Source organism: Pseudomonas alcaligenes (genome assembly GCF_014490745.1).
GTDB classification, from domain to species: Bacteria; Pseudomonadota; Gammaproteobacteria; order Pseudomonadales; family Pseudomonadaceae; genus Aquipseudomonas; species Aquipseudomonas alcaligenes_C.
In genome coordinates this window covers 3542370-3556965 of record NZ_LZEU01000001.1, presented here as the reverse complement: position 1 = coordinate 3556965, position 14596 = coordinate 3542370, and the positions used below count along the sequence as shown (strand labels likewise).

Below are 14596 nucleotides of genomic sequence, written 5' to 3'. Positions count from 1 at the left end.
TATCACGCGCTCTGTGTCACCTGATTGACCGGATGGCCGGCGGCCCAGGCGGCGATGTTGTCCAGGGTGGTCTGGGCGATAGCCGCCAGCGCCTCGTGGGTCAGGAAGGCCTGGTGGGCGGTGACTATGACGTTGGGGAAGCTCAGCAGGCGCGCCAGCACGTCGTCCTGCAGGGGCTGGTCGGAGCGATCCTCGAAGAACAGCTCGGCCTCTTCTTCATAGACATCCAGGCCCAGGTAGCCGAGCTGGCCGCTCTTCAGCGCTTCGACCAGTGCCGGCGTGTCGACCACGGCGCCGCGCCCGGTATTGATCAGCATGGCGCCGCGTTTCATCTGCGCCAGGCGCTGGGCGTTGATCAGGTGGTGGCTGCTGTCGGTCAGCGGGCAATGCAGGCTGATGATGTCGCTGCTGCCGATCAGCTCGTCCAGCTCCACCTGGCGCGCGCCCAGCTCACCCAGGCCGCTGACCGGGTAGGGGTCCTGAACCAGCACCTGGCAGCCGAAGCCGGCCATGATGCGGGCGAAGCACAGGCCGATCTTGCCGGCGCCGATCACCCCGACCGTCTTGCCGTGCAGGTCGAAACCGGTCAGCCCGTGCAGGCTGAAGTCGCCCTCGCGGGTGCGATTGAAGGCCCGCGGCAGGCGCCGGTTGAGCGCCAGGATCAGCGCCGCCGCGTGCTCGGCCACCGCGTGGGGCGAGTAGGCGGGCACCCGCACCACGGCCAGGCCCAGGCGCTGTGCGGCCTTGAGGTCGACATGGTTGTAGCCGGCCGAACGCAGGGCGATCAGTCGCGTGCCGCCGGCGGCCAGGCGCTCCAGCACCGGCGCGGACAGGTCGTCGTTGATAAAGGCGCAGACCACCGCGCAGCCGGCGGCCAGGGCCGTGGTCTGCGGGCCGAGATGCGCCTCCTGGAACTCCAGGTGCCAGTCGCCGCCGGCTGCGGCGGCGAGGAAGCTGTCGCGGTCATAGGTCTTGCTGTTGAACAGGATGATGCGCATGCACACTCCGCAGCGGGCTAGGCGCCCGCACCGATGGCGGCTTCCGCGGCCAGCTTGACGATGGCAGCGTCCAGTTCGTCCAGGGCCTGCTGGGCGCCCGGGGCATCCTGCTTGAGCAGGGTTTCGCTGTGCTGGCAGGCGGCGCGCAGCTGCGGCACGCCGCAGTAGCGGGTGGCGCCGTGCAGGCGGTGCACGCGCTCGATCAGCGCGCTGCGCTCGCCGGCTTCGCGGGCCTGGCGGATGGCCTGGCGGTCGGCATCCAGCGAGGCCAGCAGCATGCCCAGCATGTCGGCGGCCAGGTCGGCCTTGCCGGCGGCCAGGCGCAGGCCTTCCTCGGCATCGAGCACGCGCAGCGAGCTGCTGCTCGGCGGGCTTTCCAGCGGCGCGGGAATGGCATGGCTGCGCAGGGCCAGGCCGGTCCACTTGAGCACCACCTGGGCCAGCTGGCGCTCGCTGATCGGTTTGGTCAGGTAGTCGTCCATGCCGCTCTGCAGCAGGGCGCGCTTCTCGTTGGACAGGGCATGGGCAGTGAGGGCGACGATCGGCATCGGGCTGCGTTCGCGCTCCTGCTCCCACAGGCGGATCGCCTCGGTGGCCTGGCGGCCGTCCATGCCGGGCATCTGCACGTCCATCAGTACCAGGTCGAAGGTCTGCTGCTGCACCGCCTGCAGGGCGGCGTAGCCGCTGTCGACGGCAGTGACCTCGGCGCCCATGTCGCCGAGCAGGGTCTGCACCAGCAGCAGGTTGGCCGGGTTGTCGTCGACGCACAGCAGGCGCGGGGCGCGGCTGGTCAGCGGCAGGCGGGTGTCGCTCTTCGCCTGGCGCGGCTGCACCAGGTCGCTGAGGCCGCGTTGCAGCTTGCGTGTACAGGCCGGCTTGGCCTGCAGCTGCAGGTGGGCGTCGGGCAGCGACTCGTGGTACAGCGCCTGTTCGGTGGTGGGGCAGAGCACCAGGCTCTTGCAGCCGAGCCGGTCGAGATCCCAGATGCGCTGGCTGAGTTGCTCCGGCGGCAGCTCCTGCACGCTGACGCCGAGCACGGCCAGGCTCACGGCCTGCGGGCCCTGCTGCTGGCCGGCGACCAGTTCGAGCAGTTGCTCGAGGTCGTTGCACGGCTGAACCTGCAGGCCGCAATCCTCCAGTTGGTGGAGCAGGGCCTGGCGGGTCAGCTCGTGGCGCTCCAGCACTACGACGTGGCGGCCGAGCAGCGGCGCGCGGCGCAGCTCCTCGCTGTCGTCGCGGGCCTTGGGCAGGCTCAGGCTGATCCAGAACTCCGAGCCGGTGCCGGGGCTGCTGTCGACGCCGATCTCGCCACCCATCTGCTCGATCAGGCGCTTGGAAATCACCAGGCCCAGGCCGGTGCCGCCGGCCTGGCGACTCAGCGAGTTGTCGGCCTGGCTGAAGGCCTGGAACAGGGTGCGCAGGTCTTCGTCGGAGAGGCCGACGCCAGTGTCCTGCACGCTGATGCGCAGCTGGGCGCGGTCGTCGCTTTCGTCCTCGACCATGGCGCGCACGGCGATGGTGCCTTCGCGGGTGAACTTGATGGCGTTGCTCACCAGGTTGGTCAGCACCTGCTTGAGGCGCTGCGGGTCGCCCTGCAGCGACAGCGGGGTGTCGCGGTAGATCAGGCTGACCAGTTCCAGGCGCTTGTCATGGGCGGTCGGCGCGAGGATGGTCAGGGTGTCCTGGATCAGGTCGCGCAGGTTGAACGGCAGGCTTTCCAGCACCAGCTTGCCGGCCTCGATCTTGGAGAAGTCGAGGATCTCGTTGATGATCACCAGCAGGCTTTCGGCGGATTTCTCGATGGTGTTCAGGTAGTCCTGCTGGCGCGGGGTGAGGTCGCTCTTTTGCAGCAGGTTGGTGAAGCCGAGCATGCCGTTGAGCGGGGTGCGGATCTCGTGGCTCATGTTGGCGAGAAACTCGGACTTGATCCGGCTGGCCTCCAGGGCCTCCTTGCGCGCCAGATCCAGCTCGATGTTCTGGATCTCGATGGTTTCCAGGTTCTGCCGCACGTCCTCGGTGGCCTGGTCGATGCTGTGCTGCAGCTCTTCCTGGGCGTTCTGCAGCGACTCGGCCATGCGGTTGATGCCGGCGGCCAGCTCGTCCAGTTCATGGCTGCCCAGCGGCGGCAGGCGGGTTTCCAGATGGCCGTCCTTGAGCTGGCCGACGCCCTGCTTGATGGTGCGCAGCGGGTCGTTGATGGTGCGGCTCATGCGCAGGGCGAGCAGGGCGGTGACGGCCAGCCCGGTGACGATCAGCAGCAGGCTGGCGAACAGGCTGCGATAGCCCTGCAGCAGGGTGCGGTGGTGCGATAACTCCAGTTCCACCCAGCCCAGCAGGCGGTCGGCGGACACCGGGTCGATGCTGCCGGTGATGCTCTGATGGCGACCATAGACCGGCAGCAGAAAGCGCGTGGCGTCCTGGCTGCTGACCTGGGCCAGCGGTTCGCCGTTGCTCTGTGGCAGTGGGTTGAGCATGTTCGGCCCGGCCTGGGCCAGGGGCTGGCGCTCGCTGCTGAGGAAGCCGACGGAGCGCACGTCCTGCTGGTTGAGGGTTTCCTTGGCCAGCCGTTCGAGCTGCAGCGCATCCTGGCGCGCCAGGGCCGGGGCAGCCAGCGGCGCCAGGTGCTGCACCACCAGCTCGCCACGCTCCTGCAACTGGCTGCGCAGGTCGTCCAGCTGCATCCAGGTGAAGTAGCCGCCCAGCACCAGGGCCAGCAGGCTGGTGGGCAGCAGGGTGAGCAGCAGTACGCGGCCCTTGATGCCGAGGTCCTTGAACACGCGGTTCTCCAGCAAGCGAATCGTTGAGCGAGTTTAGCGGCTGCGCCTGCGGGCGGACAGCCGCAAGAACCTGACGGAGGGAACGAGAATGCCGTCGCCGCGATATGGCTGGGGGCGGTTTGCCGTTATCATGGGCGTCTTCCTTTTGTGTCCGGATCGCTCGTTCGCCATGACCCTGCAGTTCCCCACCATCGCCGATTGCATCGGCAACACCCCGCTGGTTCGTCTGCAACGCCTGCCCGGCAGTGAGCGCAATCACCTGCTGGTGAAGCTGGAAGGCAACAACCCGGCCGGTTCGGTCAAGGATCGCCCGGCCATGTCGATGATCACCCGCGCCGAGCTGCGCGGAGCCATCCAACCCGGCGATGTGCTGATCGAGGCCACCAGCGGCAATACCGGCATCGCCCTGGCCATGGCGGCGGCGATCAAGGGTTACCAGATGATCCTGATCATGCCCGGCAACTCCACCGAGGAGCGCAAGGCGGCGATGACTGCCTACGGTGCCGAGCTGATCCTGGTGGACAACATGGAGGTCGCTCGCGACCTGGCCCTGGCCATGCAGGCCGAGGGCAAGGGCAAGGTGCTCGACCAGTTCGCCAACGGCGACAACCCCGAGGCGCACTACGTGGGCACCGGCCCGGAGATCTGGCGCCAGACCCAGGGGGCGATCACCCACTTCATCAGCTCGATGGGCACCACCGGCACCATCATGGGTACCTCGCGCTACCTCAAGGAGCAGAACCCGGCCGTCGAGATCATCGGCCTGCAGCCGCAGGACGGCTCGGCCATCCCCGGCATCCGCCGCTGGCCGCAGGAATACCTGCCGAGCATCTACGACGCCAGCCGGGTCGACCGGGTGCTGGATATCTCCCAGGCCGAGGCCGAGGACATGATGCGCCGCCTGGCGCGCGAGGAAGGCATCTTCTGTGGCGTGTCGTCCGGCGGTGCGGTGGCGGCCATGCTCAAGCTGGCGCGCGAGACCGAGAATGCGGTGATGGTGGCGATCATCTGTGATCGCGGCGACCGTTACCTGTCCTCCGGCCTGTTCAACCAGTAACCATGAGCAAGCACAGATCGCTACGCTTCCAGCCTGCCGGCGGTGAGCGCAAGGCCCAGGTGCCGGTAGGCAAGAAGCAGAAACTGACGATCGAGCGGCTGGCCAACGATGGGCGTGGTATCGCCTTTGTCGAGGGGCGCAGCTGGTTCGTCGCCGGTGCGCTGCCGGGCGAAGAAGTCGAGGCGCGCGTGCTGAATGCGCGCAGCCAGGTGGTCGAGGCCCGTGCCGAGCGCATCCTCCAGGCGGTGGAACTGCGCCGCCAGGCGCCGTGTGTCCATGCCGGCACCTGCGGCGGTTGCACCCTGCAGCACCTGCCACATAGCGAACAGCTTGCCCTGAAACAGCGCAGCCTGGCCGAGCAGTTGCAGCGGGTCGCCGGCTTGCAGCCGGAGGAATGGGCGGCGCCGCTGGTCGGCCCGGAGTTCGGCTACCGGCGCCGCGCGCGCATCGCCGTGCGCTGGGACGTCAAGCACAAGCGTCTGGACGTGGGCTTCCGCGCCGCGGCCAGTCAGGACATTGTCGCCATTACTGACTGCGCGGTACTGGTACAGCCCTTGCAGCTATTGCTGCAGGGATTGCCGGCGCTGCTCCAGGGCCTGGACAAGCCGCAGGCGGTCGGCCATGTCGAGTTGTTCCACGGCAATGCGTCGGCGCTGTTGCTGCGCCATACCGCGCCGCTGGGCGAGAGCGATCTGGCCCGCCTGCGGGCTTTCTGTGTCCAGCACCAGGCGCAGCTGTGGTTGCACGGCGCCGGCGAGCCGCAGGCGGATCAACCGGGCCTGGCGCTGGGCTATCGCCTGGAGCCCTGGGCGCTCGAGCTGCAATACCGGCCGGGGGATTTCGTCCAGGTCAATGCGGCGGTCAATCAGGCCATGGTCGAACAGGCACTAGAATGGTTGGCGCCGCAGACTGGCGAGCGGGTGCTGGATCTGTTCTGCGGCCTGGGCAACTTTGCCCTGCCGCTGGCTCGCCAGGTCGGCGAGGTGGTGGCGGTGGAAGGCGTGCAGGCGATGGTCGAGCGCGCGCGGCAGAATGCGGCGGACAACGGGCTGGATAATCTGCACTTTTTCCAGGCCGACCTGTCGAAACCGCTGGCCGAGGCCAGCTGGGCGCGTCAGGCGTTCGACGCGGTACTGCTCGATCCGCCGCGTGACGGCGCCTTCGAGGTGGTCAAACAGATCGGCGCGCTGGGTGCCCAGCGCCTGGTCTATGTGTCCTGCAATCCGGCGACCCTGGCCCGTGATACGGCGGAGCTGGTGCAGCAGGGCTACCGGCTGAAGCGAGCCGGGATTCTCGACATGTTTCCGCAGACGGCACATGTGGAGGCGATGGCGTTATTCGAGGTGGGCTAGGATGCCGGGGCCTGTCCCTGACCATTTTTGTCCGCCGCGACGATACCGATTTGACCGTAGGGCACGGCATGAGGAGAGAAGTTTGGTTACTCCAAACGAACGACGAATAACACAGGCCTACGGTCAAATCGGTTCGTCCCTCCGGGTTGCGCCTGAAAATGGCCCAAGCAGCGTTGCAGCCCTTGGCAAGGGCGCGCCATTGCCGGCAGGCTGCGCCTAGCCTGAGCCATTTTCAGGCAGCAACGCGGTGGACAAAAATGGTCAGGGACTGGCCTTAAATCCGACTGGTTCAGAGAAGACCAGCGATCATCCGGCGGGATTCTGGTTCGCCGTAGGGAAGGTAGAAAGATGGTACAGGTCAGAGCGCATCAGCCCATCAACCTCGATGGCAGCATCAACCTGGAGGCATGGCTGGATCATGCCCTGAGCGTCGACCCCGCGCTGGATCGCGAGGCGCTGAAAGTTGCCTGCGAGTTCGCCCGCGACGCCGAGCAGCAGGCCAATGCCGCCCAGAACCTGTGGGCCGAGGGCACCTCGAGTTTCCAGACCGGTCTGGAAATCGCCGAGATTCTCGCCGACCTCAAGCTCGACCAGGACTCGCTGGTCGCCGCGGTGATCTACCGTGCCGTGCGCGAAGGCAAGACCAGCCTCAAGCGCGTGCAGGAACTGTTCGGCCCGGTGGTGGCCAAGCTGATCGAAGGCGTGTTGCGCATGGCGGCGATCAGCGCCTCGCTCAACCCGCGCGACTCCCTGGTGCTTGGCTCCCAGGCGCAGGTGGAGAACCTGCGCAAGATGCTGGTGGCCATGGTCGACGACGTGCGCGTGGCACTGATCAAGCTGGCCGAGCGCACCTGCGCGATCCGTGCGGTGAAGAACGCCGACGACGAGAAGCGCCATCGCGTCGCCCGCGAAGTCTTCGATATCTATGCGCCGCTGGCCCATCGCCTGGGTATCGGCCATATCAAGTGGGAGCTGGAGGATCTGTCCTTCCGCTACCTGGAGCCTGAGCAGTACAAGCAGATCGCCAAGCTGCTGCACGAGCGCCGTCTGGATCGCGAGCAGTACATCGCCGACGTGATGCAGCAGCTGCGCGACGAACTGACCGCCACCGGGATCAAACCGGACATCAGCGGCCGCGCCAAACACATCTATTCGATCTGGCGGAAGATGCAGCGCAAGGGCCTGCAGTTCAGCCAGATCTACGACGTGCGCGCGGTGCGCGTGCTGGTGCCGGAGGTGCGCGACTGCTACACCGCGCTGGGTATCGTGCACAGCCTGTGGCGACATATCCCCAAGGAGTTCGACGACTACATCGCCAACCCCAAGGAGAACGGCTACCGCTCGCTGCACACTGCGGTGATCGGCCCGGACGGCAAGGTGCTGGAGGTGCAGATCCGTACCAACGGCATGCACGAGGAAGCCGAGCTGGGCGTGTGTGCGCACTGGAAGTACAAGGGCACCGACGTCAAGGGCAACTCCGACCACTATGAAGAGAAGATCTCCTGGCTTCGCCAGGTGCTCGAGTGGCACGAGGAACTGGGCGACATCGGCGGCCTGGCCGAGCAGCTGCGCGTCGATATCGAGCCGGATCGGGTCTACGTGTTCACCCCGGACGGCCACGCCATCGACCTGCCCAAGGGCGCCACGCCGCTGGATTTCGCCTACCGCGTGCACACCCAGATCGGCCACAACTGCCGTGGCGCCAAGATCAACGGGCGCATCGTGCCGCTGACCTACAGCCTGCAGACCGGCGAGCAGGTGGAGATCATCACCGGCAAGAACGGCTCGCCGAGCCGTGACTGGCTGAACCAGAACCTCGGCTACATCACCACCAGCCGGGCGCGGGCGAAGATCGTCCACTGGTTCAAGCTGCAGGCGCGCGACCAGAACGTCGCCGCCGGCAAGACCATGCTCGAGCGCGAGTTGAGCCGCCTGGCCCTGCCTGCGGTGGATTTCGAGAAGCTGGCCGACAAGTGCAACCTGAAGACCGCCGAGGACATGTATGCCGCCCTCGGTGCCGGCGACCTGCGCCTGATCCATGCGGTCAACCTGGCCCAGCAGCTGGTCGAGCCGGAGCGCGGCAGCGAGCAGCTGGAGCTGATTCCGCGGCGTTCCGGTGGCGGCTACAAGCCGGGCAAGCGTGGCGACATCCAGATCCAGGGCGTCGGCAACCTGCTCACGCAGATGGCCGGCTGCTGCCAGCCGCTGCCGGGCGACCCGATCGTGGGCTACATCACCCTCGGGCGCGGGGTTTCCATCCACCGCCAGGACTGCGCCTCGGCGCTGCAACTGGCCGGGCGCGAGCCGGAGCGGATCATTCAGGTCAGCTGGGGGCCGGTGCCGGTGCAGACCTATCCGGTGGATATCGTGATCAAGGCCTACGACCGTTCCGGCCTGCTGCGCGACGTATCGCAGGTGCTGCTCAACGAGCGGATCAACGTGCTGGCGGTGAATACCCGCTCGAACAAGGAGGACAACACCGCCTCCATGCTGCTGACCATCGAGATCCCCGGCCTGGATGCCCTGGGCCGGCTGCTGGCGCGCATCGGCCAGCTGCCCAACATCATCGAGGCGCGACGCAACCGCAGCAACAGTTGAGCCGCGCTTGGCCTGGCGTGGTGATCGCCAGCCACAGGGATGTGGCGAATGCAGTCTCCGCCGGGAGCGGGAGGCTGCCTGGCCAGCTCTTCGCCCGCGCCGTTCAACACTTGAGTCAGTAGGGCGGGTGAAACCCGCGAGAACCAGGTAAACCCCATGTACCAACTCGACGATCTGCTGCACCTGATGGCCCGCCTGCGCGATCCGCAGCACGGCTGTCCCTGGGATCTCAAGCAGAGCTACGCGACCATAGTTCCCTACACCATCGAGGAAGCCTACGAGGTGGCCGATGCCATCGAGCGTAGCGACTTCGAGCACCTGCCCGGCGAGCTGGGCGACCTGCTGTTCCAGGTCGTCTACTACAGCCAGCTGGCCCGCGAGGAAGGGCGTTTCGAGTTTGCCCAGGTGGTCGATGGCATCACCCGCAAGCTGATTCGCCGCCATCCCCACGTGTTTCCCGATGGCGACCTGTACGGTGCGCCGGATGCGGCGAAGCTGGAGGAGGCGGCAGTCAAGCAGCGCTGGGAGGAGCTCAAGGCCGAGGAGCGCGCCGAGAAGGCCGCAGCCCCCGAACAGCTGTCACTGCTCGACGATGTGCCCACCGTGCTGCCGGCTCTGAGTCGCGCGGCCAAGCTGCAGAAGCGTGCGGCCCAGGTCGGTTTCGACTGGCCGGAGGCGCTACCGGTGGTGGACAAGGTGCGCGAGGAACTCGACGAAGTCCTGGAGGCGATGAGCGAGAACGATGCCGAGGCGGTGGCCGAGGAGATCGGCGACCTGCTGTTCGTGGTCACCAACCTGGCCCGCCACCTCAAGGTCGATCCGGAAACCGCGCTGCGCAGTGCCAACAGCAAGTTCGAGCGGCGCTTTCGTTTTATCGAGCAGGCATTGCGCGAGGGCGGTCGGCCCATCGAGAATTGCAGCCTGGAAGAACTGGACGCCCTGTGGGGCGAAGCCAAGAAGCAGGAAAAGCTGCAACCTGGCTGTTAACCGTAGAGACCGCAGATACCCATGAGCCTTTCCCTCCGCGACCAGCTGCTCAAAGCCGGGCTGGTCAATGAAAAGCAGGCCAAGCAGGCCGGCAAGCAGAAGCAGAAGCAACAGCGCCTGGAGAAAAAGGGCCAGGTCGAGGTCGACGATGCGCAGAAGCAGGCCGCCCTGCAGGCCATGGCCGACAAGGCCGCGCGCGACCAGGAGCTGAACCGCCAGCAGCAGGAGAAGGCCCAGCAGAAGGCCATCGCCGCGCAGATCAAGCAACTGATCGAGAGCAGCCGGCTACCGAAGATCAACGGCGAGGACTACTACAACTTCGTCGACGAGAAGAAGGTCAAGCGCATCGCGGTGAACAACCTGATGCGCGACAAGCTCAGCCGTGGCTCGCTGGCCATCGTCCGCCTTGGTGGCGGTTACGAGGTGATTCCGCGAGAGGCGGCGCTGAAGATCCAGGAGCGTGATGCGCAGCGCGTGCTGCTGCTCAATACGCCGACCGAAGCGCCGGATGCCGATGATCCGTACGCCGCCTACCAGGTGCCGGATGACCTGATGTGGTGATCCGTGGTGCATGAAAAAAACCGGGCCTGGCCCGGTTTTTTTATGGCGATGTGGTGGTTATGTGTTGCTTGGTCAGGTGAGCAACTACCTGGGCGCAGTGGTTGCGCGCCTTCTGGATTATTCCCCTGCGGGCCAGCGCTATGCGCTGGCCCGCAGGGGAATAATCCAGAGCAGGCGACTGCAGGGCTCTGGCGGCTGGTCAGATCGTTCGATACGCCATCATTCAGCAGTGACGGTTGCCCAGCAGCACCCGGGCGAAGCTGGCGCCGGCATCCAGCGGGGTGATCGCCAGCAGCCGGTCGAGGCGCAGCTGCTGTTCGCCGCTGGCGTTGCGCACGATGAAGAACTCTTCCTTGCTCGCGCGGGTCTGGGTGGTCACTGCCGTGGCCTCCAGCTCGCTGCCGTCGTCCAGCTCGATGCGCAGGCGGTAGCCGTGCATGCAGGCGATCTCCAGGTAGTCGTAGAGGTCGCAGGCCAGTGGTTGGTAAGTGTCGTTCATCGTGGATGGCTCCGGCCGATTGAAGGCACAAGCCTAGCTGGCCTGCCCGGGCAGCGGGCAGAAAAAAGCCGGGCAGGGCCCGGCTTTTGTTTGGCAGCAGGAGGCTTACTCCTTGAGGCCCTCGACGGGGCGGCCGTTGACTGTGCCGTCCTTGAGCATGATCTGGTATTCCTTGCCGTCGGTTTCCACCTGGTGCAGGCGTACCAGCAGGTAGTCCCAGTCCTTGGCGAACCACATCATGGTCTTGCGAGTGCTCTGGGTCGGGTCGCGCACGCGCTCGACCTTGATCGCGTCGATCAGCCCGGCCTGGGTGCGCACACGCTCGGGGCCGAGCACGCGGAAGTCGTAGGTCTCGATCTCGTCACCGTCGACTACCTGGTAGCTCATGCTTTGCTTGCCGTCGGCGACATCCTGCTGCAGGGCCAGCTGGTAGGTCGACTTGTCCAGCAGGCCGCGGTTGAGGGTCAGGCGTACTGGGTCGCCGCGGTCGCTGCCGAGCACCTGCTTCTCGGTCCAGTCGAAGTCCAGCTCGACTTCCTTGCTCTTGCCCAGGCCGCTACGTTCGAAGCGGTAGGTCAGCGGCAGCAGGGCACCGTTTTCCAGGCGCAGGGTGCTGGTTTCATGCAGGCTGGCGACCAGCATGGCGGCCTCGAAGCCCAGCTCCCAGCGACCGTTGTCCAGTTGCTTGAGGCTGCGCCCGGCGGTGCCGGTGATCGGCACCTGTTTCCAGTCGGCGGTGTAGCTGGCGGAGAAGGGCTGCAGTTCGGCGGCCTGCAGGGGCAGGCTCAGCAGAGCGAGGAGCGTCAGCAGGATGCGGGGCATGGGCTCTCCTATGAGCGGATCAGGTGTCCGGTGGCCGGCAGTGGCTGGTTATCCAGCATTGCGCCCTGTTCGGCGAGGCGCAAGCGGCCGGCGGCGAACCAGTGCATGGCCAGCGGATAAATGCGATGTTCTTCGCGGTGCACCCGTTGGGCCAGGCTGTCCGGCGTATCGTCGGACTGTACCGGCACTACCGCTTGTACGACCAGAGGGCCGCCATCGAGTTCCTCGCTGACGAAGTGCACGCTGCAGCCGTGCTCGCTGTCACCGGCTTCCAGCGCGCGCTGGTGGGTGTGCAGGCCCTTGTACTTGGGCAGCAGCGAAGGATGGATATTCAGCAGGCGCCCGGCGTAGTGGCGGACGAAGCCACCAGTGAGGATGCGCATGAAGCCGGCCAGTACCACCAGCTGCGGGTCGAAGCCGTCGATGGCCTCGACCAGCGCAGCGTCGAAGGCCTCGCGGCCGTCGAACTGCTTGTGATCGAGCACCAGGGTGGCGATGCCCGCCTGCTTGGCCCGCTCCAGGCCGTAGGCGTCGGCGCGGTTGGAAATTACTGCGCGGATGCACGCCGGGCTGTCAGCGCTGGCGGTGCTGTCGATCAGGGCCTGCAGGTTGCTGCCAGACCCGGAAATCAGCACCACGACATTGCAGTCGGCCATCAGTGGGCTTTCAGGTTGTTCAGCAGAACCTGGGCAGCGCCTTCGGCAGCGGTGCCGATCTGGCCGATCACCCACGGGGCTTCGCCCGAGGCGCGCAGGCTGGTCAGGGTCGCTTCGACCTGATCCTGGGCTACGCAGATGACCATGCCGACGCCGCAGTTGAGCACGCGGTGCATCTCATGCTCGTCGACGTTGCCCTTCTCCTGCAGCCAGTCGAATACCGCCGGGCGGTTCCAGCTGGCCACGTCGATCACCGCCTGGGCGCCTTCCGGCAGCACGCGCGGGATATTGTCGAGCAGGCCGCCGCCAGTGATGTGGGCCATGGCCTTGACCGCACCGGTTTCCTTGATCAGTTTCAGCAGCGGCTTGACGTAGATGCGGGTCGGCGCCATCAGCAGCTCGGTCAGCGGCTTGCCGCCCAGCTGGGTGGTTTCGATGTCGGCACCGGACACTTCGATGATCTTGCGGATCAGCGAGTAGCCGTTGGAGTGCGGGCCGGAGGACGGCAGGGCGATCAGTGCGTCACCGGTGGCGACTTTCGAGCCGTCGATGATCTCGGCCTTTTCCACCACGCCGACGCAGAAACCGGCCAGGTCATAGTCTTCGCCTTCGTACATGCCCGGCATCTCGGCGGTTTCACCGCCGACCAGGGAGCAGCCGGCCAGCTCGCAACCGGCGCCGATGCCGGTAACCACGGTGGCGGCCACGTCGACATTGAGCTTGCCGGTGGCGTAGTAGTCGAGGAAGAACAGCGGCTCGGCGCCGCACACCACCAGGTCGTTGACGCACATGGCGACCAGATCCTGGCCGATGCTGTCGTGCTTGTTCAGGTTCAGCGCCAGGCGCAGCTTGGTGCCGACGCCGTCGGTGCCGCTGACCAGTACCGGCTGCTTGTAGCCGGCGGGGATTTCACACAGGGCGCCGAAACCACCCAGGCCACCCATGACTTCCGGGCGCGCGGTGCGCTTGGCGACGCCTTTGATGCGTTCGACCAGGGCTTCACCGGCGTCGATGTCCACACCGGCGTCTTTGTAGCTGATGGAGGGTTGCTTGCTCATGGGATCGGGCCTTTGAAAGGGGGGAATGCTGGGGTCGACCGGGCAGGATGGAGGCCTGCGTGCGTGCCGGTCTGCGAAGGCGCGCGATTTTATCAGGCTTGCCCGCCAGCGGCCACCGGCCCCGACGGTTGCCGGGTGCGGGGCGGCTGTTTAAGGTATAGCCCTTCGCGCGCGACAACCGCGCAGCCTCAGCCCGGAACCCGCCATGCGTCTATCTGCCTGTCTGTTTGCCTCCTGTCTTGCCCTGTTCGGTCTGTCTGTCCATGCGGAAACGGTCAGCGATCTCTATCAGGTGCGCGAGGCGGTCACCAGCCAGCAGCCGGACGAGCGCAACGCCGCCCTCGGGCGCGCCCTGGAGACCCTGGTGTTGCGCCTCAGCGGCGATGCCCAGGCCGTGCAGGCGCCGGCCCTGGCCGGGGTGCGCCAGGATCCGCAGCAGCTGGTCAGCCGCTTCAGCTATGACGGCGACAAGCTGGTGGTGGATTTCGATCCGCTGACCACTGAGAACAAGCTGCGCGAGGCCGGCGTGCCCCTGTGGGGCGCCAACCGCCCTGCCATTCTCGCCTGGTGGCTGAATACCACCGGCGAAGGCGCCAGCCTGCTGGGCGATGGCCAGGAAGCCGCCGCGCCCCTGCGCCAGGCCGCCCAGCACCGTGGCCTGCCACTGCGCCTGCCGCTGGCCGACCTTTCCGAACAACTGGTGGCAACCCCGGAAAACCTCGGTGCCAACCAGGCCGATGCGCTGCAGCCGGTTTCCGAGCGCTACGCCGCCGATGCCCTGCTGGCCGTGCAGGCCCATGAAGAGGGGGGGCAGTGGCAGGCGCAGTGGCGCCTGTGGCTGGGCGACAGCCGCGAGCAGGGCAGTGCCCAGGGCGCTGACCAGAATGCCCTGGCCGATGCCGTGCTGCTGGCGGTGAGCCAGCGTCTGGCACCGCGTTTCGTGGTCAAGCCGGGCGCGGCCAGCGCCATGATCGTCGAGGTACAGGGCGCCAGCCTGGCTCGCTATGCCGAACTGGAACGCCTGCTCGAGCCGTTCGCCGCACGCCTGCTGCAGGTCAAGGGCGACCAGCTGACCTGGCAGGTCAGCGCCAGCAGCGAGCAGCTGCGCGCCCAGCTGGGCCTGGCCGGCCTGCAGGAAGTTCCGGCCACGGCCGCGCCACTGGATGCCAGCGCCCAGCTGGGCACCACGCCGGCGCCTGCGCCGGCCAATCTGCTGCGCTTTCACTGGTAA

At 66.7% G+C, this 14596-nt stretch carries 12 protein-coding genes; 6 read left to right on the top strand and 6 right to left on the bottom strand.

Translation table 11 applies throughout. From position 1 onward, the window contains the following. Positions 1 to 2 precede the first annotated feature (2 nt). Complete coding sequence (locus A9179_RS16205; RefSeq protein ID WP_187807246.1) at positions 3 to 998, bottom strand: 2-hydroxyacid dehydrogenase; 996 nt, start codon at positions 996 to 998, stop codon at positions 3 to 5. 17 nt (positions 999 to 1015) lie between these two features. Beyond that, entirely contained in the window at positions 1016 to 3775 is a 2760-nt protein-coding gene (locus A9179_RS16200; protein ID WP_187807245.1) for a response regulator, read from the bottom strand. Positions 3776 to 3944: 169 nt separating this feature from the next. Between A9179_RS16200 and cysM the strand changes: the two genes are divergently transcribed. From cysM to A9179_RS16175, 5 genes are all read left to right on the top strand, one after another. Continuing rightward, on the top strand, positions 3945 to 4832 hold the full coding sequence (gene cysM, locus A9179_RS16195; protein ID WP_187808613.1) for a cysteine synthase CysM: 888 nt from the start codon (positions 3945 to 3947) through the stop codon (positions 4830 to 4832). A 2-nt stretch (positions 4833 to 4834) separates the two neighbouring features. Beyond that, a complete protein-coding gene (gene rlmD, locus A9179_RS16190) occupies positions 4835 to 6184 on the top strand; it encodes a 23S rRNA (uracil(1939)-C(5))-methyltransferase RlmD (RefSeq protein ID WP_187807244.1) in 1350 nt (449 codons plus the stop codon). 348 nt (positions 6185 to 6532) lie between these two features. Continuing rightward, on the top strand, positions 6533 to 8782 hold the full coding sequence (relA, locus tag A9179_RS16185) for a GTP diphosphokinase (RefSeq protein ID WP_187807243.1): 2250 nt from the start codon (positions 6533 to 6535) through the stop codon (positions 8780 to 8782). A 156-nt stretch (positions 8783 to 8938) separates the two neighbouring features. Beyond that, on the top strand, positions 8939 to 9769 hold the full coding sequence (gene mazG, locus A9179_RS16180) for a nucleoside triphosphate pyrophosphohydrolase (RefSeq protein ID WP_187807242.1): 831 nt from the start codon (positions 8939 to 8941) through the stop codon (positions 9767 to 9769). A 21-nt stretch (positions 9770 to 9790) separates the two neighbouring features. Then, complete coding sequence (locus A9179_RS16175; RefSeq protein WP_187807241.1) at positions 9791 to 10330, top strand: DUF2058 domain-containing protein; 540 nt, start codon at positions 9791 to 9793, stop codon at positions 10328 to 10330. Between the two features lie 223 nt (positions 10331 to 10553). On the opposite strand, the gene A9179_RS16170 is transcribed toward A9179_RS16175, so the two are convergent. From A9179_RS16170 to purM, 4 genes are all read right to left on the bottom strand, one after another. Beyond that, entirely contained in the window at positions 10554 to 10829 is a 276-nt protein-coding gene (locus A9179_RS16170; protein WP_187807240.1) for a Rho-binding antiterminator, read from the bottom strand. 105 nt (positions 10830 to 10934) lie between these two features. Beyond that, positions 10935 to 11651, bottom strand: coding sequence for a DUF3108 domain-containing protein (locus tag A9179_RS16165; protein WP_187807239.1), 717 nt, complete (start codon positions 11649 to 11651; stop codon positions 10935 to 10937). A gap of 8 nt (positions 11652 to 11659) precedes the next feature. Continuing rightward, a complete protein-coding gene (purN, locus tag A9179_RS16160; protein ID WP_394354735.1) occupies positions 11660 to 12307 on the bottom strand; it encodes a phosphoribosylglycinamide formyltransferase in 648 nt (215 codons plus the stop codon). Further along, positions 12307 to 13365 carry a phosphoribosylformylglycinamidine cyclo-ligase gene (gene purM, locus A9179_RS16155; RefSeq protein ID WP_187807238.1) on the bottom strand — a complete coding sequence of 353 codons (1059 nt, stop codon included), beginning with the start codon at positions 13363 to 13365 and terminating at the stop codon, positions 12307 to 12309. The genes purN and purM overlap by 1 nt, the downstream gene beginning before the upstream one ends. 205 nt (positions 13366 to 13570) lie before the next feature. On the opposite strand from purM, the gene A9179_RS16150 reads away from it, so the two are divergent. Next, positions 13571 to 14596 carry a DUF2066 domain-containing protein gene (locus A9179_RS16150; RefSeq protein WP_187807237.1) on the top strand — a complete coding sequence of 342 codons (1026 nt, stop codon included), beginning with the start codon at positions 13571 to 13573 and terminating at the stop codon, positions 14594 to 14596.